Source organism: Dactylococcopsis salina PCC 8305 (genome assembly GCF_000317615.1).
GTDB lineage: Bacteria > Cyanobacteriota > Cyanobacteriia > Cyanobacteriales > Rubidibacteraceae > Halothece > Halothece salina.
In genome coordinates this window covers 2,188,035-2,210,448 of the sequence record NC_019780.1, presented here as the reverse complement: position 1 = coordinate 2,210,448, position 22,414 = coordinate 2,188,035, and the positions used below count along the sequence as shown (strand labels likewise).

General features: G+C 42.3%; 27 protein-coding genes and 1 other RNA gene. 7 read left to right on the top strand and 21 right to left on the bottom strand.

The features are described from left to right. Positions 1–11 precede the first annotated feature (11 nt). The 14 genes from pseG to DACSA_RS10875 form a co-directional block, all read right to left on the bottom strand. The gene (gene pseG, locus DACSA_RS10935; protein ID WP_015229812.1) at positions 12–1,061 is read right to left on the bottom strand and encodes a UDP-2,4-diacetamido-2,4,6-trideoxy-beta-L-altropyranose hydrolase; all 1,050 of its coding nucleotides are present in this window, start codon (positions 1,059–1,061) and stop codon (positions 12–14) included. Continuing rightward, positions 1,058–1,510, bottom strand: a complete 453-nt coding sequence (locus DACSA_RS10930; RefSeq protein ID WP_015229811.1) for a DUF29 domain-containing protein — start codon at positions 1,508–1,510, stop codon at positions 1,058–1,060. The genes pseG and DACSA_RS10930 overlap by 4 nt, the downstream gene beginning before the upstream one ends. A 5-nt stretch (positions 1,511–1,515) precedes the next feature. After that, the gene (locus DACSA_RS21515; RefSeq protein WP_198007554.1) at positions 1,516–1,830 is read right to left on the bottom strand and encodes a pseudaminic acid biosynthesis-associated methylase; all 315 of its coding nucleotides are present in this window, start codon (positions 1,828–1,830) and stop codon (positions 1,516–1,518) included. A 22-nt stretch (positions 1,831–1,852) separates the two neighbouring features. Then, complete coding sequence (locus DACSA_RS21510) at positions 1,853–2,137, bottom strand: class I SAM-dependent methyltransferase (RefSeq protein ID WP_198007553.1); 285 nt, start codon at positions 2,135–2,137, stop codon at positions 1,853–1,855. A 12-nt stretch (positions 2,138–2,149) separates the two neighbouring features. Beyond that, positions 2,150–2,893, bottom strand: coding sequence for an acylneuraminate cytidylyltransferase family protein (locus tag DACSA_RS10920; protein WP_015229810.1), 744 nt, complete (start codon positions 2,891–2,893; stop codon positions 2,150–2,152). After that, positions 2,890–3,954 (bottom strand): N-acetylneuraminate synthase family protein, encoded by a 1,065-nt coding sequence (locus DACSA_RS10915; protein ID WP_015229809.1) that lies wholly within the window; start codon positions 3,952–3,954, stop codon positions 2,890–2,892. The genes DACSA_RS10920 and DACSA_RS10915 overlap by 4 nt, the downstream gene beginning before the upstream one ends. A 320-nt stretch (positions 3,955–4,274) precedes the next feature. Then, complete coding sequence (gene pseC / locus DACSA_RS10910) at positions 4,275–5,441, bottom strand: UDP-4-amino-4,6-dideoxy-N-acetyl-beta-L-altrosamine transaminase (protein WP_015229808.1); 1,167 nt, start codon at positions 5,439–5,441, stop codon at positions 4,275–4,277. Continuing rightward, on the bottom strand, positions 5,438–5,662 hold the full coding sequence (locus DACSA_RS10905; RefSeq protein WP_232225327.1) for a hypothetical protein: 225 nt from the start codon (positions 5,660–5,662) through the stop codon (positions 5,438–5,440). Before DACSA_RS10905 ends, pseC begins: the two co-directional genes overlap by 4 nt. Positions 5,663–5,829: 167 nt before the next feature. Next, positions 5,830–6,459 carry a Uma2 family endonuclease gene (locus DACSA_RS10900; RefSeq protein WP_041235451.1) on the bottom strand — a complete coding sequence of 210 codons (630 nt, stop codon included), beginning with the start codon at positions 6,457–6,459 and terminating at the stop codon, positions 5,830–5,832. Then, positions 6,440–6,703 (bottom strand): hypothetical protein, encoded by a 264-nt coding sequence (locus tag DACSA_RS10895; protein WP_041235450.1) that lies wholly within the window; start codon positions 6,701–6,703, stop codon positions 6,440–6,442. The genes DACSA_RS10900 and DACSA_RS10895 overlap by 20 nt, the downstream gene beginning before the upstream one ends. Further along, entirely contained in the window at positions 6,696–7,322 is a 627-nt protein-coding gene (locus DACSA_RS10890; RefSeq protein WP_015229806.1) for a nucleotidyl transferase AbiEii/AbiGii toxin family protein, read from the bottom strand. The genes DACSA_RS10895 and DACSA_RS10890 overlap by 8 nt, the downstream gene beginning before the upstream one ends. A 78-nt stretch (positions 7,323–7,400) precedes the next feature. Beyond that, entirely contained in the window at positions 7,401–7,820 is a 420-nt protein-coding gene (locus tag DACSA_RS10885) for a hypothetical protein (RefSeq protein WP_015229805.1), read from the bottom strand. 141 nt (positions 7,821–7,961) lie between these two features. Beyond that, complete coding sequence (gene cbiB, locus DACSA_RS10880) at positions 7,962–8,936, bottom strand: adenosylcobinamide-phosphate synthase CbiB (protein ID WP_015229804.1); 975 nt, start codon at positions 8,934–8,936, stop codon at positions 7,962–7,964. A gap of 3 nt (positions 8,937–8,939) precedes the next feature. After that, positions 8,940–9,383: an RrF2 family transcriptional regulator gene (locus DACSA_RS10875; protein ID WP_015229803.1), complete on the bottom strand. Its 444-nt coding sequence runs from the start codon at positions 9,381–9,383 to the stop codon at positions 8,940–8,942. Between the two features lie 622 nt (positions 9,384–10,005). Here DACSA_RS10875 and DACSA_RS10870 point away from each other — a divergent pair. The 3 genes from DACSA_RS10870 to DACSA_RS10865 all read left to right on the top strand — a co-directional run bounded on the left by DACSA_RS10870 (position 10,006) and on the right by DACSA_RS10865 (position 12,240). After that, positions 10,006–10,401 carry an AbrB family transcriptional regulator gene (locus tag DACSA_RS10870; protein WP_015229802.1) on the top strand — a complete coding sequence of 132 codons (396 nt, stop codon included), beginning with the start codon at positions 10,006–10,008 and terminating at the stop codon, positions 10,399–10,401. A 360-nt stretch (positions 10,402–10,761) separates the two neighbouring features. Then, positions 10,762–10,944, top strand: a non-coding RNA gene (gene ssrS, locus DACSA_RS19135) — 6S RNA. Positions 10,945–10,986: 42 nt separating this feature from the next. Next, a complete protein-coding gene (locus DACSA_RS10865) occupies positions 10,987–12,240 on the top strand; it encodes a M16 family metallopeptidase (protein ID WP_015229801.1) in 1,254 nt (417 codons plus the stop codon). Here the strand turns inward: DACSA_RS10865 and DACSA_RS10860 are convergent. From DACSA_RS10860 to DACSA_RS10850, 3 genes are all read right to left on the bottom strand, one after another. Beyond that, positions 12,237–12,791, bottom strand: a complete 555-nt coding sequence (locus DACSA_RS10860; RefSeq protein ID WP_051017307.1) for a DUF4351 domain-containing protein — start codon at positions 12,789–12,791, stop codon at positions 12,237–12,239. The genes DACSA_RS10865 and DACSA_RS10860 overlap by 4 nt on opposite strands. A 197-nt stretch (positions 12,792–12,988) precedes the next feature. After that, positions 12,989–14,050: an acetyl-CoA carboxylase carboxyl transferase subunit alpha gene (gene accA, locus DACSA_RS10855; RefSeq protein ID WP_015229800.1), complete on the bottom strand. Its 1,062-nt coding sequence runs from the start codon at positions 14,048–14,050 to the stop codon at positions 12,989–12,991. A 60-nt stretch (positions 14,051–14,110) separates the two neighbouring features. Continuing rightward, positions 14,111–15,157: a long-chain acyl-[acyl-carrier-protein] reductase gene (locus DACSA_RS10850; RefSeq protein ID WP_015229799.1), complete on the bottom strand. Its 1,047-nt coding sequence runs from the start codon at positions 15,155–15,157 to the stop codon at positions 14,111–14,113. A 310-nt stretch (positions 15,158–15,467) separates the two neighbouring features. Between DACSA_RS10850 and DACSA_RS10845 the strand changes: the two genes are divergently transcribed. Next, entirely contained in the window at positions 15,468–16,478 is a 1,011-nt protein-coding gene (locus tag DACSA_RS10845) for an NAD-dependent epimerase/dehydratase family protein (RefSeq protein ID WP_041235448.1), read from the top strand. 82 nt (positions 16,479–16,560) lie between these two features. Here DACSA_RS10845 and DACSA_RS10840 read toward each other — a convergent pair whose 3' ends face one another. Further along, positions 16,561–17,256 carry an aldehyde oxygenase (deformylating) gene (locus tag DACSA_RS10840; RefSeq protein WP_015229797.1) on the bottom strand — a complete coding sequence of 232 codons (696 nt, stop codon included), beginning with the start codon at positions 17,254–17,256 and terminating at the stop codon, positions 16,561–16,563. 134 nt (positions 17,257–17,390) lie between these two features. Between DACSA_RS10840 and DACSA_RS10835 the strand changes: the two genes are divergently transcribed. Next, on the top strand, positions 17,391–18,194 hold the full coding sequence (locus DACSA_RS10835) for a carbohydrate ABC transporter permease (protein ID WP_015229796.1): 804 nt from the start codon (positions 17,391–17,393) through the stop codon (positions 18,192–18,194). Positions 18,195–18,474: 280 nt separating this feature from the next. Here DACSA_RS10835 and DACSA_RS20660 read toward each other — a convergent pair whose 3' ends face one another. Continuing rightward, a complete protein-coding gene (locus DACSA_RS20660) occupies positions 18,475–18,636 on the bottom strand; it encodes a hypothetical protein (RefSeq protein WP_156800765.1) in 162 nt (53 codons plus the stop codon). Positions 18,637–18,698: 62 nt separating this feature from the next. Here DACSA_RS20660 and DACSA_RS10830 point away from each other — a divergent pair, with 62 nt between their 5' ends. Together DACSA_RS10830 and lptB are read left to right on the top strand one after the other, a co-directional pair. Then, positions 18,699–19,145, top strand: a complete 447-nt coding sequence (locus DACSA_RS10830) for an LptA/OstA family protein (protein WP_015229795.1) — start codon at positions 18,699–18,701, stop codon at positions 19,143–19,145. Between the two features lie 7 nt (positions 19,146–19,152). After that, a complete protein-coding gene (gene lptB, locus DACSA_RS10825; RefSeq protein WP_041235447.1) occupies positions 19,153–19,881 on the top strand; it encodes an LPS export ABC transporter ATP-binding protein in 729 nt (242 codons plus the stop codon). Between the two features lie 8 nt (positions 19,882–19,889). Here lptB and hisIE read toward each other — a convergent pair whose 3' ends face one another. Together hisIE and purB are read right to left on the bottom strand one after the other, a co-directional pair. Then, complete coding sequence (hisIE, locus tag DACSA_RS10820) at positions 19,890–20,525, bottom strand: bifunctional phosphoribosyl-AMP cyclohydrolase/phosphoribosyl-ATP diphosphatase HisIE (protein ID WP_015229793.1); 636 nt, start codon at positions 20,523–20,525, stop codon at positions 19,890–19,892. A gap of 568 nt (positions 20,526–21,093) precedes the next feature. Continuing rightward, positions 21,094–22,389, bottom strand: a complete 1,296-nt coding sequence (gene purB / locus DACSA_RS10815) for an adenylosuccinate lyase (protein ID WP_015229791.1) — start codon at positions 22,387–22,389, stop codon at positions 21,094–21,096. Between the last annotated feature and the right edge of the window lie 25 nt (positions 22,390–22,414).

The following is a 22,414-nucleotide window of genomic DNA, read 5'->3' as shown; positions in this document are numbered from 1 at the left end:
TAATTTTCTCCTTATGTTTCCATTATCTGATCAATTACTCTTTGACTTCCCAAACCATCTACTAACTTTCTCCCTTTTTCACTCATCTGTTGGCGTTGTCTGTGATCAGAAAGTAAATTAGTAATGGTCGCGCTCAATTGATTAATGGTTAAGTGGTGATACCACCCTAAACTAACGGTTATTCCCATTTTGCCTAACTGCTGCGCGATCGCGCTTTGGTTTTCGGCTACTGTAATAATCACGCTGGGTAATCCCATAAAGGCGAGTTCCCAATTGGTTGATCCTCCTGCTGCGATCGCGAGATCAGCCCACGCCATCCACTCTGGCATATTAGTTACATTTTGTTTTAGCGCGATCGGGAAAGGAGACGCTTGCGCCACCGCTTGCAACTGGTCATAATGAGGGTTACTTCCTCCCACAACTACCACTGCTTCTAATCCTTCTTTTTCGATAGTAGATAAAGCCTGCATGACTTTCAGGGTTACATTATCAGGATCGCCCCCGCCAAGGGTGACAAAAATCTTACTTGCAGTTGCAGGAATCTCTCGTTTCCAGTTTCGCCATTGCCAAAATTCCCGTCTTAAAAGCGCGTAATCTGTTCCCAATAATAACTGAGTTTTAGTTTCTCGATGAGGATATAAACTTTGATCGGCCGAGAGATTTTGGTTTAAAACCAGATCAGCATAGTAATGTTCAGCGTGTCCATAATCATCAATAAATAATAGGTTTAATCCTGCTGCTTTTAATTGCGCTTGATAGTCTCCTCCAAACTGATACCCATCTATAATTAACCAAGAGACTCCTAACTGTTTCGCTACAGAAATCGTTTCCTTTCCATCTTCATCACTTCCTGTGACAACTGGTAGGAAGCGAACCGCTATGGCTTCTGCTTCTAAGCGAGTTTGCAATCTTCCGATATCTGTGGCAACGGCAAAAACAGCTTTTCCTCCGACATTTTGCCATGCTTGAGCTAATGCTAAACACCGCATCAGATGACCGCTTCCGATCGCGATCGAGGCTTCAACTCTGAATAATAAATTGAATTGGGTTGGCGTTATCATTGGGAGTTATTTTCTGGCTCTGGAAAAAACGTTTCACTCAGGATTTCTTCTAAGGAAAAAGGACAGGCTTCAGGAAACTGTTCATCAGGTAAATCAGTTTCAATAATAGCTAAGTCTCTGGCTTCTTCCCAACTTTCTCTTATCGCTTCTTCTAAACGAGATTTGAGACCAGGATTGCGTCGCAGGAGTTTCGCGATCGCTGTTCTTTGTACGCGAATCGTCGCTCGCCAACTGTTTGTTCGTTTCCAGTATTGAACTTGCCATTTTAATAAGTGAGCTATTAACTGCATCAAACGAGATTCAAGTTGATCATAGTGACGCTTTCCCAAGTCTTCTAACTCCTCGATTAAATGGGGTAAATCCAACTGATCAAATTTTTTGTGACTTAAGAGACTTGCTTGCTGTTGCACCCAAGTATAAAAGTCTTTTTCATAAAGAGATGTATTCATTTTGATTATCTTTTTTCTAGTAAAAACCAAGTTAAATCATCTTGAGGAAAATTAGTATCTCGATGGTAAACAAAACCATAATCTATTAAAGATAAGTCTTGAAATTTATCTAGCATTTCACCAGCGAAATCACGCTTAAATAAACGATCTTGATGACCTCGATAATTTACCGTTACAGGACTAGGATTGTAATCCTCTACTACGCAAATATAACGATTGCTACTTTGGTACAAGATTTCATAAACTTTAGATAAATAATCAGGGTTAATATGAATTAATACTCCTTTAATTAAGGTAAAATCAAACTTGTTTTGTGGCAAATAATCAAGAATTGATTTGTTCTCAACAGTTACCCCCCCCCATTTTTTCTAACTCTTTTACAGCAGTAGAATTAATTTCTACAGCCGAAATTTTAACTTCAGGTAGTAGCAATTGAATTGCTTGTAAATTTAAGCCAATATTTGCACCAAATTCAATCAAAGAACGCACTTTATGAGTTTTTGATAGGATTTTAGAAAAAAGAGCTAAATTACTCGCTATCGAAAACTCACCACGATTTCTAGTAATATAGTCATCTCCAAATTCTCCTGACCAAAAATTTTCTTGCTCGGTTTTATAACTTGTCATCTCAAAATCTCCTCACTGTAGTAATTTCTCTTCCTCAATTAATGATTGCTCTAATAAAAATTCACCGAACCAAATGTCTTGTTCAGTATCTATATCAAGACCCCGAAGCCAAGGCATTTCATAAGCTGCAAGTGGGTAAGCATAGTATTGTTTTTCTTGCTTAAATCGCTCAACATTAACAATCGTAATTGCACCGTTACATCTAACCAAATTGGGAATTTGTTCCTTTTTTGCCTTCGCTCCTAAATGTCCGATCCACTCTGGGTGAAGTGGTTTCAAAAAACCTGTCTCATCTAAAATCAGAGAACTTAGAGGAGAATGTTCTAATTGTGTAACACTCATCAAAAAATCAGCTTTACTCTCTAGATATCTATTAATTGCTCCTTTTATATCGGCAACGGCTCGAAAGGGAGAAGATGGTAATAAAATAACTAAAGTATCAAATTGATCAGACTGAGCTTCTAATTGTTCTAAAGCGTGTAAGCAAACATCTACTACACCTGCTGGATCAACTGCTAATTTTTCTGGTCTGAGAAAGGGAACATCTGCTCCTAAGTTGCTAGATACCTCAGCAATTTTCTGATCTTCGGTGCTAACAACCACTCGGTCAAAACATTGAGAAGCTAAGGCTACTCTTACCGTCCAAGATAAAAGGGAACGCCCCCCTAAAGACCTTAAATTTTTTTGAATGAGGCGTTGAGATGCACCTTTAGCAGGAATTAAAGCTAATACTTTTCCTAAATTAATATCACTCATTCTAAATCTGTCCATTCAACTTGTTTCCCCTCTGGACATTCTTGGCGCACTCGATTCCCAATTAGTTTCGTGACTTCTTTGGGTGAAAGACCATATCCAGGTCGTCGATAGTCGATTGCTTCTTCTGTAATCAAATCTCCTTTTTGCAGGGCATGAACATAATAACAGCTTCTTCTAGTGGCAAGACGCTTGTTTCGCTCGGATTCACTCATTAAACGACGGGTACTGCCGAAAGCGGTTTCCAAATCTCGAATTGTCTGTACAAACTGCTTCATATCAGAAGGTTCAAGAGAAAATATATGCTCAACACTGCGAGTGGTACGATCAAGTGTGATGGTTTTCTCAACTAAATTGGCGCCAAGTGCTACTGCTGCAACATCCATTTCCCAACCTGGTGTATGGTCAGAGTAAGCAATTGGAACTTGAAACATTTGCTTTAAGGTGGGAATAATATTCAAATTAATGCTTTCTAAGCGGGCTGGATATCCTGAAGGACATTGATGAATGATCAAGTTGTCATTTCCCTCCTGCAAAACTAAATCAACTGCTTCTTCAATTTCACCAATTGTCGAATTACCAGTATCTAATTGAATGCACATTCCTGTTTTTGCTGCCTGCCGAATTAAAGGATGATGATTAACATCAGCAGAAGCAATTTTAATCGAATCACATTTTAATTCCTGTAACAATTCAATATCTTCTGGAAATCCTACTGTTGCAAAAAATGCTAGTCCTTCTTGGTCAGCCGTCGCTTTAACTTCCTTCCATTCGTTTTGAGTTAAGCTCCGTCGAAGTAATATATCGTATAAAGGTTCTTGAACTTCCTCTGTATTTCCAGACTCTCGATCCACTAAAACTTTGTAACTAAATAATTGTTTTTTATCAGAAACTAAACGATCAACATCATAGATTTGAAACTTAACAGCATCTGCACCCGCTTGAGCAGCAAGCTGTACTAATTTCTTGGCATATTCTACTCCTGAATGAGTTGCTCCTGCTTCAAATGTGATAAAGCAGGGATAGCTATCTCCAATTTCGCGATTCCCGATTTTGAAATTCATTTTTTTCTCCTCAAAAAATATAAAATTGGCTTAATTCAATTATTTCACAAAATAGCGTTTCTCTTATCGTGGTTTAATAAAAACAAAGGCTTAATCTACCCAAGCAAAAATTTCCTGTGGGGTAAGAGTTAGTGCAATGGAAGCAGGAACAGGTAAATGTTCTTTTCCCCGAAACACTCCTAATGCGCGATCGCGCTGTAAGACCAAAATAACTTCCTCCGCATAATTTATCAGCTAACCCAGTTTCATACTACAAGAAGGATTGACCTTTGACTTAAATTTCGTTCTATTTTAGCCAAGAGATAATTGTCAATTGAGTTTTATTTTAAAATTTCCCGTAACTTTTGAATGACCCGATCTTGATCCGCTTCTGTTAACCCATAATACAAAGGAATGCTAATCGCTTCTCGATAATACTGTTCCGCTTCTGGGAAATCTCCCCATTGAAATCCAAATTGTTGATAATAGGGCTGGGTGTGAACCGGAATATAGTGTAAATTTACGCCGATTTGTGCTTCTCGCAACTCATTAAATACTTGTTGGTGAGTTTTTTGAATTTGATCTAATTGCAACCGAATGACATATAAATGCCAACTAGAATTAGTCTCAGGATGTTGATCGGGTAAGGTTAAGGGTAAATCCTGTAACTGCTCGTTATATCGTTGGGCGAGGCTACGACGGCGATCGACAAATTTTTCTAAACGCTGCATTTGGGAAGCACCAAGTGCGGCTTGAATATCGGTAATGCGATAATTTAAACCTAACTCTAATTGTTGATAGTACCAACCGCCATGACTGCTTTCTGTCATCAAGTTCGGGTCACGGGTAATGCCATGTGTCCTGAGACGGATTAATTTCTGATAAAGCTCATCTTGATTGGTGACGACCATTCCGCCTTCCCCTGTGGTGATGATTTTTACAGGATGGAAGCTAAACACAGCCATGTCTGAATACTCACAACATCCCACGGGTTTTCCTTGATATTGCGCCCCGATCGCGTGAGACGCATCTTCTATGACTCGAAACCCATATTTCTCCGCTAAAGGCGCGATCGCCGCCATGACCGCCGACTGTCCAGTTAAATGCACTGGCATCACCACACTGGGGAGTTTTCCCTGTTTTTCGGCTGCCATTAATTTCGCTTCTAGAGCCTCTGGGCTTAAATTATAGGTTTTGGGATCAGTATCCACAAAATCTACACTCGCCCCACAGTAACGCCCCGCATTCGCCGAAGCGACAAAGGTATTGGGAGAAGTCCAGAGGAGATCATTTGCCCCTAATTCTAATGCTAAACAAGCAATATGGAGTCCTGCTGTCGCACTGGAAACAGCCACCGCATATTTAACGCCGCAATAGTCAGCGACAGCTTGTTCAAAGCGTTCAATTGCTGGACCTTGGGTAATGCGATCGGATTTTAAGACATCAATCACGGCTGCGATGTCTGCTTCTGAAATCTCTTGTTTTCCGTAGGGAATAAATGAAGTCATAGGGGAAAATTATTATCAACATTTTCTCGGATCAGCGATCGCAGTTCCTCAATTGTTAAAAACCAGTCATTATCGCCTGAATTATAACTCATTCCCGGTTTAACTGGGGTTGCTTGTCGCGCTGCACAGTATTCTTCAATACCATAACATCCACTGGCGGGGAGAATCGCATAATAATCCCCACAATCAACGGTGGTAAAAGAATCGGAACTGGTAATCATTTCTTCGTGAATTTTCTCACCTGGGCGAATCCCCACTAAGCGCTGTTCACAATCAGGGGAAGATGGGGAAGAAAAATCGCTCCCTTGTCTCCCTTGTCTCCCTTGTCTCCCTTGTCTTCCTTGTCTTCCTTAGCGATTTCAGGGCGCGATCGCGCGAGTTGCTAATTTCAAGTCAAGTTTATTTCCCCTGCTTGAAAAATTTGGTTAGCGTTCAGCTTTAATTCGGGAAAAGTTGAGGAAATAATGAGCTCATTGTCTCGGAATTGACGCACTTGATATTCCCCATCAATCAGTTCATAAATTGAAATTGTCGGCGGTTTAGCGTCACCAATCAATCTTCTCCCGCCTAAACCGAGGTAATCAACAATCCAATATTCAGGGATGCCGATTTCTTCATAATCTTTCACTTTTGTTAAGTAGTCCACTCGCCAGTTAGTGCTCACAACTTCTATGACTAGGGGAATTGATGTTGCCTGAGTTAGTGTTGATTGTTTCTTCCACAGAGGTTCATTAATGAGGCTGGAGTGATTTAAGACCAAAACATCTGGGGAATAAGCCGATTCACTTTTAGGGGGCTTAACGAGTACGGTTTTAGCAATACGGTAGGGCAAGTTTAAACGAAGATACTCAGCAGTAATCCGTTCTGCTAAAAAGCAGGTAATTTCTTCATGTTTTCCTGACGGCTGTGGCATCTCAATAATGACTTGATTATGAAGTTCATACCTTTGATCCTCTGGTTTCCATTGAACAAACTCCTCAAAGGTGACGGGTTGGGTTCTAGGCAATACGGAAGTCATTTTCAATCTCTTTGCATGGGTGTTCATTGTCTTCTTGAACCTCAATGTTTTCAGTTTCAGGCAACCAGTTTTCATCCAAGACTTGTTCTAAGGGCGCGATCGGGCGTTCTGGAAAGGTATTTAGGGTTTCCTGTTGGGAAACTGAAACCTTTACCCAATGAGGCTTTAAGGCTCTTAACCCCTCAAAAAAGTGCAAGGGAGACAAGGGAGCGATTTTTCTTCCCCATCTTCCCCTTTCACCCATGTTCTAATCTTCCTAACATAATTAGGCTTTCTAAATCTTCTACCGCATTTGATAAATATTGATTGATCACCGCTCTCACTTCTTCTAACTGAACCTCTGTTGCACCTCCCAACATTCGGCTAACATCTGCCAAATCTTGGCTACGCCCAGCCAGAAGTTTCATTAAAACTAAATAGGGAAGTGCAATTACAGGTAATCCATCAGGAGCATAATTCGGATGCTCAATCGCTTCTATTCCCCAAGCATCTGCAACTTCTAGGATATCAATACAAGTGCCATCGTTTAAAGTCCACTGACTTCCTGGAATACTCAAATTACCTTCTTTTTTACCTCCAGCTTGTTCTAAATCTTCATAAACTAACCTTGCATCTTCTGCTTTCACTAAAATATCAATATCAACTGTCATTCGTTCAGGCATATAAAGCCGAGTCGCCACACCACCAACGATAACGAAAGGTACTTGCTTAATAATTTCCCTAAGGTTGCTCACCGAAAACGTCCATCTCCGTTGCTTGAGAAAAGTAATGCTGCTTCCTGTTCCTGATTGAATTCGCTTTTTAACAAGATTAATGAACCATTTCCGTCTTTGGGCCTGAGGATCAGTAATTGTTGGTCTCATCATTATTTTTTCCCATTAAGCAACCGATCGCGCTTTTTTTTCAAACAAGCAAGTGACGCAGTTCATTTAGTTGGGGCTTTAAGAATTATAGTCCCGAAAAACTTTCTGATTTAATCTTTTCGCCTGTTTGCGCGTAAACTCACTGACTGATGGATTCCCAAACGGATCAATTGCTCCTTCCATTCTTTCCCATAACCCTCGCGGTACAGAAGATAATTCAAACGTCCGACGGTCGGTTTTCTTCACTAAATACCATCGCACCTCTTCACACTCACCACACCAAAACGCTTCGATCCATAGTGGAGTCCGAACCGCCGTATGGTCAGTTAAGACCATGGTTGCTGTTTTTTTCGACATCCCTTGTTCTCTTAATTGTTCAGGACGATCGGCATAAATCGGATATTTTTGGCTCACGCTATCGAGATAGCAACCATGTTCAGGACAATAAATTGCCCGCCGTCGAGAACGTTTCCGATTTCGGTCACACCTTCTCCGCAATTCGACCTCCTTCTGGCATTACAGAACGACAAGGTTACGTGGGAGGGACTGAGATCAATTTAGACCGTCGAAGCCCAACTCCTAAGTTCTACTCAAACATATTATTACCGATTCTCCCGAAAAGAGACGCGAGGGGTGAGCTTATGTTCCCAAATTAATTTGTAGAATTATCACTGCTAAAAATAGCCAAATCAAAAAACAAGTTCGGGTTAAGCTCAAAGCCTGCTCAATCTTTTCCTCAGTGATGCTTTGCTCAGGGTTTCCCAATAAGGGTTTTTCCTTTACTTCCCCTTGATAAGTATTCTTCCCTCCTAATTGCACTCCCAAAACAACGGCATAAGCGCACTCACTCCATCCTGCGTTGGGGCTGGGGTCTTGCGTCGCGTCACGGCGGCAAATTTGCCAGACTTTTAGCGGTTGCAGGGCGATTAAACTAATTGTCAACACGGTGAACCGACAAGGTAGCCAGGTCAAAATATCTTCAAATTTGGCACTAAACCAACCGATATCAGTAAAAGGTTCTCGTTGATAACCCACCATCGAATCAAGGGTGCTACTGGCTTTATAAGCGAGTGCGAGGGGAACACTTCCCACACCAATCACTAAACCTAAAATTGCATAAAATAGGGGGGCGGTCACTCCATCAGTGGTATTTTCTGCTATAGTTTCTAACACTGCTCTTGAGATTTCCGCTGTTGATAAATCTTCGGTATCTCGTCCCACATAAAAACTAAGTTGAGTGCGAGCGGTTTCAATTTCATTATTCTTTAATGGCGTGAGGACAGCAACAGCAGCATTTCGTAAACTACGACCGGCGAAACAGCTTGCTAATAAAATCACTTCTAATAAAAAACTCAACCCAATTGAGATTTCTTTACTCAAGTAAATGATGAGCCAACTCAAGCCACCACTTCCGAAAATTAAACTGATCCCGAAAGCGATTCCTCCCCAACGACGTAAGGAAGAATTCTTAGTGAGATTAGTGAAGTTTTTACTGAAAAAGGAAATGATCACTCCCATCCCTTGAACGGGATGAGGAAGAAAGAGGGGATCAGCAATGAGATAATCGAGAAAGGCGGCAATTAGTAGGATGGTTGCGTCATAATCTATCATCATTTTTTAAACGACAAAGTTAGTTTCTTCACCTTGGGCGGCTTGCCAACTGCGGGCATCATAATATAAATCCGCAAGACTAATACTAGATAATGCTTCTTTTAATTTTTGATGGAGTTGTTTCCATAAACTATAAGTAACCCAATCTTCTGCTTGTTCAGCGTTAGGGGTATGGGAGGGTAAAGGTTCAATGGTTTCTCCCACTGCTTCTAAAATTTCTCCTAAATAAATAAATTGGGGTTCTCTGGCAAGTTTATATCCTCCTTGCGCTCCTCTTACTGATTCGACTAAACCCGCTTGTCGCATTGTGATCAAGAGTTTTTCTAAATACGCTGGCGGTAATCCCTGACGAGCGGCGATCGCGTTTACGGAAGTGGGATTCAGACGGGATTGTAAACTTAAATCAAGTAGAGCTTTAACGCTATAATGTCCACGAGTGGTTAATTTCATCGGATTCAAGTTGATAAGAATCAGCGTCACTAGATCAAGACGCTTGACCGGAAATAGTTTTTAATCTCAGGGGAAATACTAGAGCAATCCCATAAGATTCGTATTTTTTTTGCCCCCCAATCCCCCAAAATTGGGGGCTTTAGTGAGTCAAATTTTTACAAATTATATATAGCAATCCTAAATGAATCGTAAATTGTTTTTGCCCCCCAATCCTCACCTTCGCTCCGGCCCAAGTTTGGGGGGCTTCCATGAGTAAACTTTTTACAAATGAAATAGGACTGCTATAGAATTGCTATATTACTCTATCATTAATTGATGCGGTTAGTCGCTGAGGCAATATTAGGGTGAGGGAGAAAGGGGATGGAAGGGGTTTGATGAATGAGATCAGGTGAAGAGATGACGACAAGAGAAACTGTGGTAAATGTTACTAAAGAGAGTCAAGTAGTGATCTCAGAAATTTGCTTGGTGTCAGCTATTTTTTTCCCGATCATTGATTTCTGGAAAAAAATGTAATATAGTCTTTAGAAGCTGAGGTTCTAGGCGTGGAAAATTTAATTGCGCTAGGGCTAAAAAAACAGCTAAAGTAGAAAGACGGAAGTTAATGAAATAAGAGTTTCAGTTAATGGCACAAAAAAAAGGAAATCCTCTAACCGGTGAGGCTTTACTCAAAAAAGTTAAAGATTTGGGTGATCTCAATAGGGAAGAAAAAGCAAAGGCTTGTGGTTACTACACCGAAACAAAAAACGGTGTGAAACGAGTTAATATGATGAAATTTCTTAACGCTCTAATGGATGCAGAGGGAATTCACTTAGATAGTAATGGAAATGGGCGCGGACGTGGCGGACGATCGGCGAGTTATAAAATTAGTGTACAGTCGAATAATAATTTATTAATTGGGGCTGCTTATACGAAAAAAATGGGGTTGAAGCCAGGAGATGAGTTTGAAATTACGTTGGGACGTAAACATATTCATCTCAAACAAGTGGGTGGTGAAGATTTTGAGGATGAGGAAAATTAATATTATTTTTTTCCTCTTGTCAGTTTCCCCTGATTACAAGTTAAGATCGGGGGTGAAAGGGCTAGGAACAGAAACTAAAAACTTAATCATTCTTTGACCTAGTTAGGCAAATTAACTGATATAATTTAATAGTGGCTAACTTAAACTGATCGATAACCAAGACAGTTCAAAGAAAGTCACTTTTGGCGGTGAGTTACATCGTGTCAGCCTGTGGACTAGATAACGCCGACGTTGCTAGGAAAAGCCCAAGCGTGGAAAGAAGCAGGAAGTGGACATCAGACTCGATCAGGCTTTTAGAAGCTATGGGTAAGTTTGATTAAGTTCCTCATAACGGTGAACGGCTAGTTGGTCGATCGCCCCTTGTTGCTGCAACGTTGGTGACTGCCAATATAGTTTTTTGATCTACAAGCAAGACCTATCCGGGAACCAACCCCTCTTGTGGCAGTAAACCGAACGAGTATTCGGAAACTTAAAGCAAGATGTCGGTACCCACCTGGCAACAGGAGGTCATAAACTGAGGTAAAACGGCGTTGCGGTGCAAACTTTCCCCCTTTTTTGGGGGTTTTGTTTTTTTGAGGAGGTAGAATGCAAATCTTGTCGGAGGCGTTTCCAGCAACTGTCATTGAGTTGGACAATGGTTTAAGGGTGATTCATCAACAGTTGACAACAACACCAGTGGTGGTGACGGATGTTTGGGTAAATGCTGGGGCGAGACGAGAACCTTGGTCGGGAACGGCTCATTTTTTAGAACATTTGATTTTTAAGGGAACGAAGCGCATTCCCCCAGGTTGGTTTGATTATGTGGTGGAAAATTATGGGGGGATGACTAATGCGGAAACCAGTTATGATTATGCCCATTTTTTCCTAACGACGGCGGGAAGTTGTTGGCGTGATACTTTACCCTATTTGGCGGAGTTACTCCTCCAGGCGGAAATTCCAGAGGAGGAGTTTCTTTGTGAACGTAGTGTTGTCCTGGAGGAAATTCGGGAGATGGAGGATAATCCCGATTGGTTTGCGTTTCAGGCGCTTTGTGAAAGTTTATATGAGGAACATCCTTACGCTCGATCGATTCTAGGGACGGAGGAGGAGTTGTTAGCTCGATCGGCGAACGAAATCCGTTGTTTCCATCGAACTTATTATCAACCGCACAATATGACGGTGGTTGTGGTGGGAAATATCGATCAACAGGCGGCGTTAGAGGGAGTAAAATCAGCGTTTCATCCGTTTAGTGTGCCTTCAGAATGTCCTAAGTTTGAAATCGCGCCTCTACCTCGCTTAACTTCTCCCCAACGCCGAGAAGTGCGACTTCCGAATCTAGAAATTGCTCGTTTAGTGATGGGATGGCGTGGTGTGGGAATTGCAGGTTGGAAGGATGCGGTGGGACTTGATTTATTATCGGTGTTATTGGCGCAGGGAAGCGGTTCGCGCTTGGTGCGAGAGTTACGGGAGGAGAAACAGTTAGCCTATGAGGTGGGAAGTGCTTTCTCTCTACAACAGGATTCGAGTTTGTTTACGATTAATGTTTGGTTACATCCCCAAAATTTAGAGGAAGTAGAACAGATTTTGCGCGATCGGGTTCTGGAATTACAATCAAAGCCGATCTCGATCACTGAATTGAACCGCGCCCAACGATTACTCTGTAATGATTATATTTTTTCTACCGAAACCCCTGGACAACTGGCGGGTTTATACGGCTATTACAGCACTCTCGGAACGGTAGAATTATCGGTAGGGTATCCGCAACGGATTCAAGAGTTACAGCCAGAAGATTTGCAACACCTGGCGAAAACCTATCTCTCACCGCAACGATATGCGTTAACAGTGATGAAACCTCTTTAAGAATGGCAGTTTTCCAACCAAGTTCTAATTTCTGTCTCACTGTTCAAATCCAGTAAGGCTTCTCCTAATGCCTCTAATTTTTCCACAGATAGGGATTGGACTTGTGTTTCTAGTTCCGCGTTGACTGTTCCCAGTCGCCGTTTCAGCAATCTTAACGCAAATGCGATCGCCTCTTGCTTACTCCCCTGTTGAATAATATCTTGATAAATAACTGATTCCTTCATAACATTTGACCTCATAGTTCTTTCAACTATCTCTTTGTCTAATTTTAAACCTGCCAATAGTGCAGTTGAGGCAGCAATATTCCTTTGTTCGGTTATGTCTTCAATTTTCTCGATTTCTTGCGCCACTTGTTGTAGAGTTCCACTTGCTTCCGTTGTGTTCGCCAAAACTGCAAATGGAAATAATCCTGAAGACGTTAAAAACTGCTCTGTTGGCTGTTCCCATAGGCGAATGATTTCAAAACTGGCGGTGAGATTATCAATTTGAAATTGATCTTGAAACACCAAAGGAGAATTAGAGGGACGCAAATAAACAATAATTTGACGCACTGCAAAATTAAGATAGCGACGATAGAGTCTTATATCAGGTTCAGGTAATTCCTTATCATTTGTGTTGGGTTTCGCTTCGCTCCACCCAACCTACGATTTATCTTGTTTAGCGAGGAGAAGTCAAAGGTGTTGTCGTACATTGAGCAGTGATGAAACCCTTTTCAAGATGGCAGTTTTTCAAGGAGATTTTAATTTCTCTAATAACTGAGAAAGTGAGAAGAGGGGGTTTCTAAGTGATGCTGATCTTGATCAGTTTCGCTAGGAAGGCTCAGTTGACCTTTTTCGGCAAGGTCTGTAAACTTACCGATATGACGGAACTTCTGGTAGCGTTGTTCTCGTCTTTGTTGTGGGGGGAGTTGCATTAGTGCTTCTAAATTTGCAATTAACACTTCTTTCAGCAGGTTGGCTGCCCCGATCGGATCGGCGTGAGCGCCCCGTACTGGCTCAGATATGATTTGATCGAGGATGCCGAGGTCTTTTAAGTCCCAAGAGGTGATTTTTAGGGCTTCACAGGCTTTTTCGGACTTACCAGAGTCTTTCCACAGAATGGCGGCGCAGGCTTCGGGGGTGGCGACGGTGTAAACGGCGTGTTCTAACATTAAAATTCGATCGCCGACACCAATTCCTAACGCACCGCCTGATCCCCCTTCACCGATCACAGTGCAGAGAATCGGCACATCAAGGCTAAACATTTCTCGTAAATTATACGCGATCGCCTCCCCTTGTCCTTTCTTTTCTGCTTCCACTCCAGCCCAAGCGCCAGGGGTATCAATAAACGTGCAAATCGGCATCTGAAAGCGGTTGGCGTGTTCCATCAAGCGCATTGCTTTGCGATAACCACTGGGGGAAGCCATGCCAAAATTCCGAGCCACATTGTCTTTTGTATCCCGTCCTTTTTGATGTCCTAACATCATTACAGGGCTACCATTAAGACGAGCGATTCCCCCCACGAGAGCGGGATCATCATTTCCAGCCCGATCGCCGTGTAACTCAAACCATTCCTCACTCATCGCCTGAATATAATCGAGGGTGCTAGGGCGACGAGGATGACGTGCTAATTGTAACCGTTGCGCCGGAGTCAAGGTGCTAAATATCTCCTTGCGAAGCTGAACTGCTTTTTCTTCAAGATGTCGAATTTGATCAGAAACATCAACTTGATTATCCTCGGCTAACTCACGAATTTGATCAATCCGTGATTCCAGTTCTGATAAAGGCTTTTCAAATTCTAGGAGGAAGGTTTTGCGGTTTGATTTGGACATAGAAAAGTTGCGAATAGTCAACCAAGAAATGAGTGAGGGTGAGGAAAGTCGGGAGAGAATTTAAGTTCTAGCTGCGGTAACGGCTTCTTTGAGCAAAAGAGGGCTAAAGCCGTGCTTTTGGGAAGCTTCACCAATTTGTTCCATTTTGGCGACAGTAATTTGATTCCGCCCCCAAGAAAAGTTAGTGTACCATTTTTCAAACTCTAATAACATCGCTTCGGCAAAGCAAGCGAATAATTGACGGTTCGGAACGTCCATGTTTGCCATGTCCATCATTGTCCATTCTATGTCAAGGGAGTGTTCTACAATTCCCCCTTTGAGAACAAACACTTCTGGGTTTTGAATGCGAGCATCAAAGTTTTTCGGGTAGCCGCCATCAATCACAAGGCTCGGCTTTTTCATGGTTTCTGGATTGATTTCTACCCCTTTCGGTAAACTGGCTACCCAAACCACGATATCAGCTTGAGAGAGTGCTTCTTCCATCGGGAGAATTTTTCCCCGTCCTAATTCCGATTGTAGAGTGTGTAGGCGTTCTTGATTACGAGCGACTAACAATAACTCTTGAATCGAGGTTTTTTCACTCAGCCAACGACAAACACCACTACCAATGTCACCAGTTGCGCCACAAACCGCTACTTTTAACTGAGACAGATTAATCCCAATTTGCGCGCTGGCAAGTTCTAATTGACGACAAATAATATAAGCGGTATGGGTGTTACCAGTGGTAAAACGCCGAAAGTCTAGTTCAACGTTACGCACTTGACGATTATTCTGTAAACTAAAGTTTTCAAACACGATCGAAGAAAAGCCGCCGAGTGCGGTAATATCAATGTTGGCTTTTTGAGCATGAGCCATGGCATTTAATATTTTTCGCACCGCCGCCTTGATGCGACGCTGAGTAAGCATTTCCGGGAGAAAAAAAGACTCAATATATTTCCCGTCAATTGTGTTTCCTGTTACGCTTGTGACTTTAATATCATCAACAATTTGTGGTGGTGCTGAACACCAAAAGTCTAATTCTTGTTCATGATATTCGGGATAGCCAAGTTGTGCTGCCGCTTTTTGAGCGTGTTCCATACTGGTGGAATGACCGATCAAACCAAACATGAATTTCTCGCTTTCAACCTGTGAATCAGGTCGTTATAAATTAAATATGGTGATTACAGGAGTGAATAACTCACTCTTTATCAATCTTAAGACGTTTAAATAGATTCGGAAAGAGTTATTTTCTAATACAACTATTACTTGACATTAGCTGACATAGTTTAACTTTTTGGAAAAGTTCGCTCGCTTGTTGACATTAATGGTTTAGGTCTGTTAAAATCTATGCCGGAGACAAGTGTGATTGACTTGCGTGTCAGTGATGCTCGTGAGATAGGACTGCTATGTAACAAAGATAGAAAAAAATCAAGGAACTATGAACATGAACATCCTCGTGACTGGAGGTGTCGGATTCGTCGGATCCCACATTGTAGAGCGTTTGATTGAACGTGGTGAGAACGTCTTCGTATTTGATGTCTTTAACAACGAAACAACTAAAGCATCTGAAAAGAATGACAACAAAACTTACCTCGAAAATAAGTTCAAACTATACAAGGAGAAAGGAGGGTCTCTAGTCATGATCAAAGGAGATTTGACTAAGTACGACTCGATTTATAGTGCGATAAAAGAAAATAAAATATCGCGAGTCATTCATGTTGCTGGAATGGTTGACGATCGGCGCTCAGTCATGTTTCCCATGGAGTATGTTGACGTAAACATTAAAGGAGTTATCAACTTGCTGAAGGCTTGCGGTGAGTGCAAGGTACAACACGTTATCCAAACATCGACTCGGAGTTGTTTCGGACAGTTTGACAGTCCGAATACAATGCTTTACGAAGACTCGCCTCGTCACCCTATCAATCCGTACGGCGCCACCAAAGTTGCAAGCGACGCATTTGGCCATGTCTATCATACCATTTATCCAGAAATGAAAGTTTCGATCATCCGGATTTTCGCAACATACGGGCCTCGCGGACGACCAGACATGATTCCTAGAATTTGCGTCGAGAGAATTTACAAAGGCGAAGCAATTCAAAAGTTTGGAACAGGTGAAGCAACTCGTGTTTGGATATACGTTTCAGACATCGTTGACGCTTATATGCTCACGTTGGATAATCCTCCGAGGTCTGGCTTTGAAGAGTATAACACAGGCCACCACGTAGCAACCACACTTAATGACATGATTGCAATGGCAGAAAAATTAATAGGCAAAAAGGCCATCATTGAGCAGAAGCCAGTTCCCAAAGGTGATGCATCGTATGTGGGTAAATCTTGCTATGACAAAATTAAAGCTGAATTGGGTTGGGAGCCAAAAGTCTCCTTGGAGGAGGGTCTTTCACTCACATTGAAATATTGGCTAGAGAGCGAAGAAAGAGTTCCGATTTAGTGGGAAGTCACTTTGAAAAACGAAATTCCCCGCCAGTTACGACGGGGAATTTCGTTAACGAATTGGAAAGAGAATGCTTAATCTACACTTCTCGTAAGCCGTAAGCTGACATCCGCATAATGTCACGGGTGCTAAAGCCAATGTTGCTGAGAGCTTCACCATAAGCAATCATAAAGTCTTCTACGAGAGCGTCTTTTTCCATGCCTAAAATTTTCGCATCCGCAGCGACTTGGTTAAGCATTTTCCAGATGATGGGAAGGTTTTGACGATTAGCGACTTCTAATTCGTCTTTAACTTCGTCAAAGTGAGCTTTTAACCATTCTTCCCCGTAGTTGAGATGGGTATATTCATCTTTGACGACTCCTTCGGTGATTTTCCGTGCAAAGGGATCGGCAACGGGAATATAAATGTTATATGCTGAGATGGCAAAACATTCGATAATCAGAGATTGAATCAGTAAGCAGGTGACTACTTTTTCTTCTGCCAGTGCATCTTGGAAGTTTTGATGTAATTCTGCGAAAAATTCTTGGGCGAATTCCATATCTGGGGTAACGCTCAAGTTTTTGCCGCAGGCTTGAAACCCTTTTTTGTGTCGGGCTTCCATTTTTGAGAGACTGGTTAGTTCGTCTTTACTATCGGGTAAGAGTTGGATTAAATGTAAATAGTTGTCCTTGGCTTCTTGTTCCCCTTCGATTACGATCGCGTTGATCCGACTATAGGCATCTTTATAAGTTTCGCTAGTGTAATCTAAGGTTGGGGTAACTGCAACATCTTGCATAAGTATATTTTCTCCTATGGCTTCCTTATCACCAATAATATATTCAGCTTAGGCGTTTTCGCCAAAATTCTCTACTTTACCTCGTTGAATCTTTCTATAGAAACGATTAGTTCCCCTTCATCCTAACAAGTTACATGAAATCTTTTGTTCGCTTCTTAATTCTACTACTGGGGGGCGCGATCGTCCTCTCTCCTTTGTTAATCATTTTGCTTACGTCTTTTGCTCCTTCGGGAACGACGGCTAGTCCCAATTTTAATCTGTCGTCTCTAACTTTAGAAAATTATCAACAGGCTTGGCAACAAGGAAATTTTTTACTGGCTTTTGCGAATTCTACTTTTGTGGCTTTAAGTGTTACTACTCTACAATTAATTACGGCTTCTCTCGCTGGCTATGCTTTGGCTAGATTACGGTTTCGCGGTCGTCAGAGCTTGTTACTGGTGATTTTAGCAACGTTGGTGATTCCGTTTCAGTTGTTAGTGATTCCGATTTTTTTGGTGTTAAAGTTTGGCGGTTTAATTAATACTTATGGGGCGTTGATTCTACCGACTGCTGTTAATGGGTTTAGTATTTTCTTGATGCGTCAGTATTTTACAACGATTCCGATCGCGTTGGAAGAGGCGGCGTTTTTAGATGGGGCGAGTCGTTGGCAAATTTTACGGGAAATTATGCTTCCGTTAGCCCGTCCCGCTTTAGTGACGGTGTTTTTATTTACGTTTATTGGGGAATGGAATGATTTATTTAAGCCGTTGGTATTCACCACGCGACCCGAGTTGACAACGGTACAGTTGGCTTTGGCACAGTTTCAGGAACAATTTACCAGTAATTGGTCTTTACTGATGGCGGCGGTGATTATGGCGACGATTCCAGTTATACTGTTGTTTTTAGTGGGACAACGCCAGTTTATTCAGGGAATTAGCACCACTGGGGTTAAACAGTGATCAGTGACCAGTGACCAGTGATCAGTGATCAGTGACCAGTGACCAGTGACCAGTAATCAGTAATCAGTGACCAGTGACCAGTAATCAGTGACCAGTGACCAGTAATCAGTGACCAGTAATCAGTGACCAGTAATCAGTGACCAGTGACCAGTAATCAGTGACCAGTGACCAGTAATCAGTGACCAGTAATCAGTGACCAGTAATCAGTGACCAGTGACCAGTGACCAGTGACCAGTAATCAGTGACCAGTGACCAGTAATCAGTGACCAGTGACCAGTAATCAGTGACCAGTAATCAGTGACCAGTAATCAGTGACCAATGTAGAGACGTTCCATGGAACGTCTCCCAGTGACCAGTGAACAAATAACAAATAACAAATAACAAATAACAAATAACAAATAACAAATAACAAATATTGGTGTTGGGTTTCGTTTCTCTCCACCCAACCTACTTTTGTGCGATAAACTGTGTTCTAGGAGATAGAAACTCAAAATTCCCAACATTATGTTTAAGCAAGGTTTATTTTTTCCTCTTAAGTCTGGTTTTCTCGCTGTTACTCTCTTGGGAATGATGGCGTTTTCTTCGACTTCTTCTCTGGCTCAATCGGGCAATTCTAATGGACAAAATACGATGACGGTTCAATCTGATGTTCAGGAAGCGAATTCGGAAACTGGGGTGATTACAGCGCGAGGAAATGTTCAAATTAATTATCCGCTTCAAGCGTTACAAGCGACGGCGGCGCAAGCGCAATATTTCCGCAATGAACGTCGTTTAGTTCTCACGGGTGATGTTTATGTGTTACAAGGGGAAAACAGTATTCGGGCGGAGAAAGTGGTTTATTTGTTGGAGGAGGGGCGATTTGTGGCGACTCCTAAAGCTGAACAACAGGTAAGATCGACTTATGTTGTTCCCCAGCCTCAAGATAGTTCTAATTCTTCTCTTCAACAATAGGTTTGGCGTGAGTTTAGTCTTAAAACATATTCATAAGTCTTATGGGAAACTAACTGTGGTTAATGGGGTGAGTTTGATGGTTTCTCCAGGGGAGATTATCGGGTTACTCGGTCCCAATGGCGCGGGGAAAACAACGACTTTCTATATTGCTACGGGGTTAGTGAAGCCAGATCAAGGTAGTGTTTGGTTAGGAGAGGAGAATATTACTGGTTTACCGATCGATCGACGATCGCGCTTGGGAATTGGTTATCTGCCTCAACAAACTAGCATTTTTCGCCATCTGACGGTTGCGGATAATCTTCGTTTGGTTTTGGAACAAAATGGCTTTTCCCAACGGAGGAAGCGTCAACGTCTGGAAGGGTTATTAAGGGAGTTTCGTCTCGAAAATATTGCCAATACGGGGGGGAGTCGCGTCTCTGGTGGGGAAAGAAGACGCACTGAATTGGCGCGAGCTTTGGCGGTGGGAGAAAAGGGACCTCGGTTTTTATTGCTTGATGAACCGTTCGCTGGGGTTGATCCGATCGCGGTGTCGGAGTTACAGTCGCTGGTGGAGGAGCTTCGATCGCAAAATATGGGCATTTTAATCACGGATCATAATGTCCGAGAGACGCTAGAAATCACCGATCGAGCGTATATTATGAGTCAAGGAGGGATTCTGGCGGCGGGAAAGGCGCAAGAACTTTACAATAATCCTTTAGTCCGTCAATATTATCTTGGCGAACAGTTTGAGTTGTAATCCCCGTTTTAACGTTTGCGCTCTTGTAATTTTTTGTAAACTTCCTTGACATCTGCGTTATGATATGCTAAGGCAACTAAGGTGTGATAAAATAAATCGGCGACTTCTGAGGCAATATCGCTGGGATCATCATCTTTACAAGCCATCACCACTTCGGCGGCTTCTTCGCCAATTTTTTTGAGAATTTTGTTATCGCCACCAGCGATTAGTTTACAGGTGTAGGATTCCACTTGTGGGCGATCGCGCCGATCGCAAATTACCTCATACAATCCCGAAAGGGTATCTGCTGGGGGTGGGGTTTTTGTTCCTTCTACCTGATGAAAGCACGATCGTTCTCCTGTGTGACAAGCAATGTCCCCAAGTTGTTCCACTGTAATTAATAGCGCATCACTATCACAGTCGTAGCGTACCGCTTTCACTTTTTGTAAGTGTCCAGAGGTTTCGCCTTTGTGCCATAACTCTTGGCGCGATCGACTCCAAAACCAAGTTTCCCCTGTTTCAAGGGTTTTCTGTAAGGATTCCGAACTCATCCACGCCATCATTAAAACTGTACCATCAAGATAATCTTGAACGATCGCGGGAACTAATCCTTGTTCGTTATAGCAAATTCGATCAATGGGAATCGCTGAAGAGAAATCAGTCATATTAGTAGATTCAGATTTTGGCAATGGCATTTTATCATTGAATTGGTGATTGTAGGGGGGAACTATAGTTCACCGTGATCAGTGACCAGTGATCAGTGACCAGTGATCAGTGATCAGTGATCAGTGACCAGTGATCAGTGATCAGTGACCAGTGATCAGTGACCAGTGACCAGTGATCAGTGATCAGTGAATTAATAATCTAATACCATTTCTAATAACTAAAGCTACATTGTAGGGTTTGCCCTGCCCACCATAGCTGAGTTTCATCATCGGATACTGTAGCATAACTTTTTGAAAATGGTATAAGTAGTCAATTTGTAGCACTAATTGTTCACCCATGGTATTACTAATTAAGTTGGAAAACTACTGGTCACTGGTCACTGCTTAACTGGTCACTGATTGGTGTTGGGTTTCGCTTCTCTCCACCTCACCTAATTTTGGTGTCGGGTTTCGCTTCTCTCCACCCCACCTACTTTTTTGTTGGGTTTCGCTTCCCTCCACCCAACCTACTTTTTGTGTTGAGTTTCGCTTCTCTCCACCCCACCTACTTTTGTGGGGAGACTGGGGGTTAAATTCCTAAACGTTGGTAAATGGTGTTTAGGTTGTCAAGGTGATGTTGTGGATCGAAACAACTGTCAATCTCACTGGAAGACAGAGTGTTTTTAATTGTAGAATCTTCAGTAACCAGCTTGTAAAAATCCCCATCCGCTTGATTCCAGGCTTGATGGGCGCAACGTTGGACGATTTGATAGGCTTCTTCTCGACTCATTCCCTTTTCTACTAAGGTTAATAACACCCGTTGACTGAAAATAACGCCCCCATAAATATTCATGTTCCGTTGCATATTTTCAGGGTAAACCAAAAGATTTTTGATTAAATCGGTGGTTTCATGGAGCATGAAATGCGTTAAGATGCAGCTATCGGGAAGAATGACTCGTTCGGCGGAACTGTGGGAAATGTCTCGTTCGTGCCAGAGAGCCACGTTTTCTAAAGCGGTCATGGCGTTGCCGCGTACCACTCGCGCTAATCCTGTTAATCGCTCCGATCGAATCGGGTTTCGTTTGTGAGGCATTGCGGAAGAACCTTTTTGTCCTTTTGAGAAATATTCCTCGACTTCTAAAACATCTGTCCGTTGTAAATTACGGATTTCTACTGCAAATCTTTCTAAAGAGGCGGTCAATAGTGCCAGTTGTTGCAAAAATTGTGCGTGTCGATCGCGGGATACCACCTGCGTCGAAGCGGTATCGGGTTGTAATCCTAACTTTTCGCAAGCCAGAGACTCTACTCTGGGATCAATATTTGCATACGTTCCCACCGCACCCGAAATTTTACCAACGCCGATCTCATTACGGAGATGAATCGCTCGATCGCGGTGACGAAATATCTCAGCCAACCATCCCGCTAATTTAAATCCAAAGGTGATCGGTTCAGCATGAATCCCGTGAGAGCGTCCCACCATCACCGTATAACGATGTTGTTGTGCTTGATAACGAATCGCTTGCGCCAGAGCTTCCAACTCTTCTAAAATCAAGTTTAGACTAGCGACTAATTGCAGTGCTAATCCCGTGTCTAAAACATCGGAACTGGTTAGTCCTAAATGAATATAACGCCCCGCTTCTCCCACATATTCGTTAACATTGGTGAGGAAAGCAATCACATCATGGCGCACTTCCTTCTCAATTTCTAACACCCGTTGGGGGTCAAAATTCGCCTTCTCTTTAATTTCTGTTAACGCCGTCTCTGGAATATTCCCTAATTCTGCTTGCGCTTCACAAACTGCTAACTCAACATCTAACCAAGTTTTAAGTTTGGCTTCATTTGTCCAGAGTTCCCCCATTGCGGGTAATGTATAACGTTCGATCATATTTGCTTTTGTTAACCAAACCACC

Bases quoted from the DNA above. Each gene is read 5' to 3' on its own strand.
- pseG (WP_015229812.1), bottom strand. From the start codon at position 1,061: ATGATAACGCCAACCCAATTCAATTTATTATTCAGAGTTGAAGCCTCG.
- DACSA_RS10930 (WP_015229811.1), bottom strand. From the start codon at position 1,510: ATGAATACATCTCTTTATGAAAAAGACTTTTATACTTGGGTGCAACAG.
- DACSA_RS21510 (WP_198007553.1), bottom strand. From the start codon at position 2,137: ATGACAAGTTATAAAACCGAGCAAGAAAATTTTTGGTCAGGAGAATTT.
- DACSA_RS10920 (WP_015229810.1), bottom strand. From the start codon at position 2,893: ATGAGTGATATTAATTTAGGAAAAGTATTAGCTTTAATTCCTGCTAAA.
- DACSA_RS10915 (WP_015229809.1), bottom strand. From the start codon at position 3,954: ATGAATTTCAAAATCGGGAATCGCGAAATTGGAGATAGCTATCCCTGC.
- pseC (WP_015229808.1), bottom strand. From the start codon at position 5,441: ATGACTTCATTTATTCCCTACGGAAAACAAGAGATTTCAGAAGCAGAC.
- DACSA_RS10905 (WP_232225327.1), bottom strand. From the start codon at position 5,662: ATGATTACCAGTTCCGATTCTTTTACCACCGTTGATTGTGGGGATTAT.
- DACSA_RS10900 (WP_041235451.1), bottom strand. From the start codon at position 6,459: ATGACTTCCGTATTGCCTAGAACCCAACCCGTCACCTTTGAGGAGTTT.
- DACSA_RS10895 (WP_041235450.1), bottom strand. From the start codon at position 6,703: ATGGGTGAAAGGGGAAGATGGGGAAGAAAAATCGCTCCCTTGTCTCCC.
- DACSA_RS10890 (WP_015229806.1), bottom strand. From the start codon at position 7,322: ATGAGACCAACAATTACTGATCCTCAGGCCCAAAGACGGAAATGGTTC.
- cbiB (WP_015229804.1), bottom strand. From the start codon at position 8,936: ATGATGATAGATTATGACGCAACCATCCTACTAATTGCCGCCTTTCTC.
- DACSA_RS10875 (WP_015229803.1), bottom strand. From the start codon at position 9,383: ATGAAATTAACCACTCGTGGACATTATAGCGTTAAAGCTCTACTTGAT.
- DACSA_RS10870 (WP_015229802.1), top strand. From the start codon at position 10,006: ATGGCACAAAAAAAAGGAAATCCTCTAACCGGTGAGGCTTTACTCAAA.
- DACSA_RS10865 (WP_015229801.1), top strand. From the start codon at position 10,987: ATGCAAATCTTGTCGGAGGCGTTTCCAGCAACTGTCATTGAGTTGGAC.
- accA (WP_015229800.1), bottom strand. From the start codon at position 14,050: ATGTCCAAATCAAACCGCAAAACCTTCCTCCTAGAATTTGAAAAGCCT.
- DACSA_RS10850 (WP_015229799.1), bottom strand. From the start codon at position 15,157: ATGTTTGGTTTGATCGGTCATTCCACCAGTATGGAACACGCTCAAAAA.
- DACSA_RS10845 (WP_041235448.1), top strand. From the start codon at position 15,468: ATGAACATGAACATCCTCGTGACTGGAGGTGTCGGATTCGTCGGATCC.
- DACSA_RS10840 (WP_015229797.1), bottom strand. From the start codon at position 17,256: ATGCAAGATGTTGCAGTTACCCCAACCTTAGATTACACTAGCGAAACT.
- DACSA_RS10835 (WP_015229796.1), top strand. From the start codon at position 17,391: ATGAAATCTTTTGTTCGCTTCTTAATTCTACTACTGGGGGGCGCGATC.
- DACSA_RS10830 (WP_015229795.1), top strand. From the start codon at position 18,699: ATGTTTAAGCAAGGTTTATTTTTTCCTCTTAAGTCTGGTTTTCTCGCT.
- hisIE (WP_015229793.1), bottom strand. From the start codon at position 20,525: ATGACTGATTTCTCTTCAGCGATTCCCATTGATCGAATTTGCTATAAC.
- purB (WP_015229791.1), bottom strand. From the start codon at position 22,389: ATGATCGAACGTTATACATTACCCGCAATGGGGGAACTCTGGACAAAT.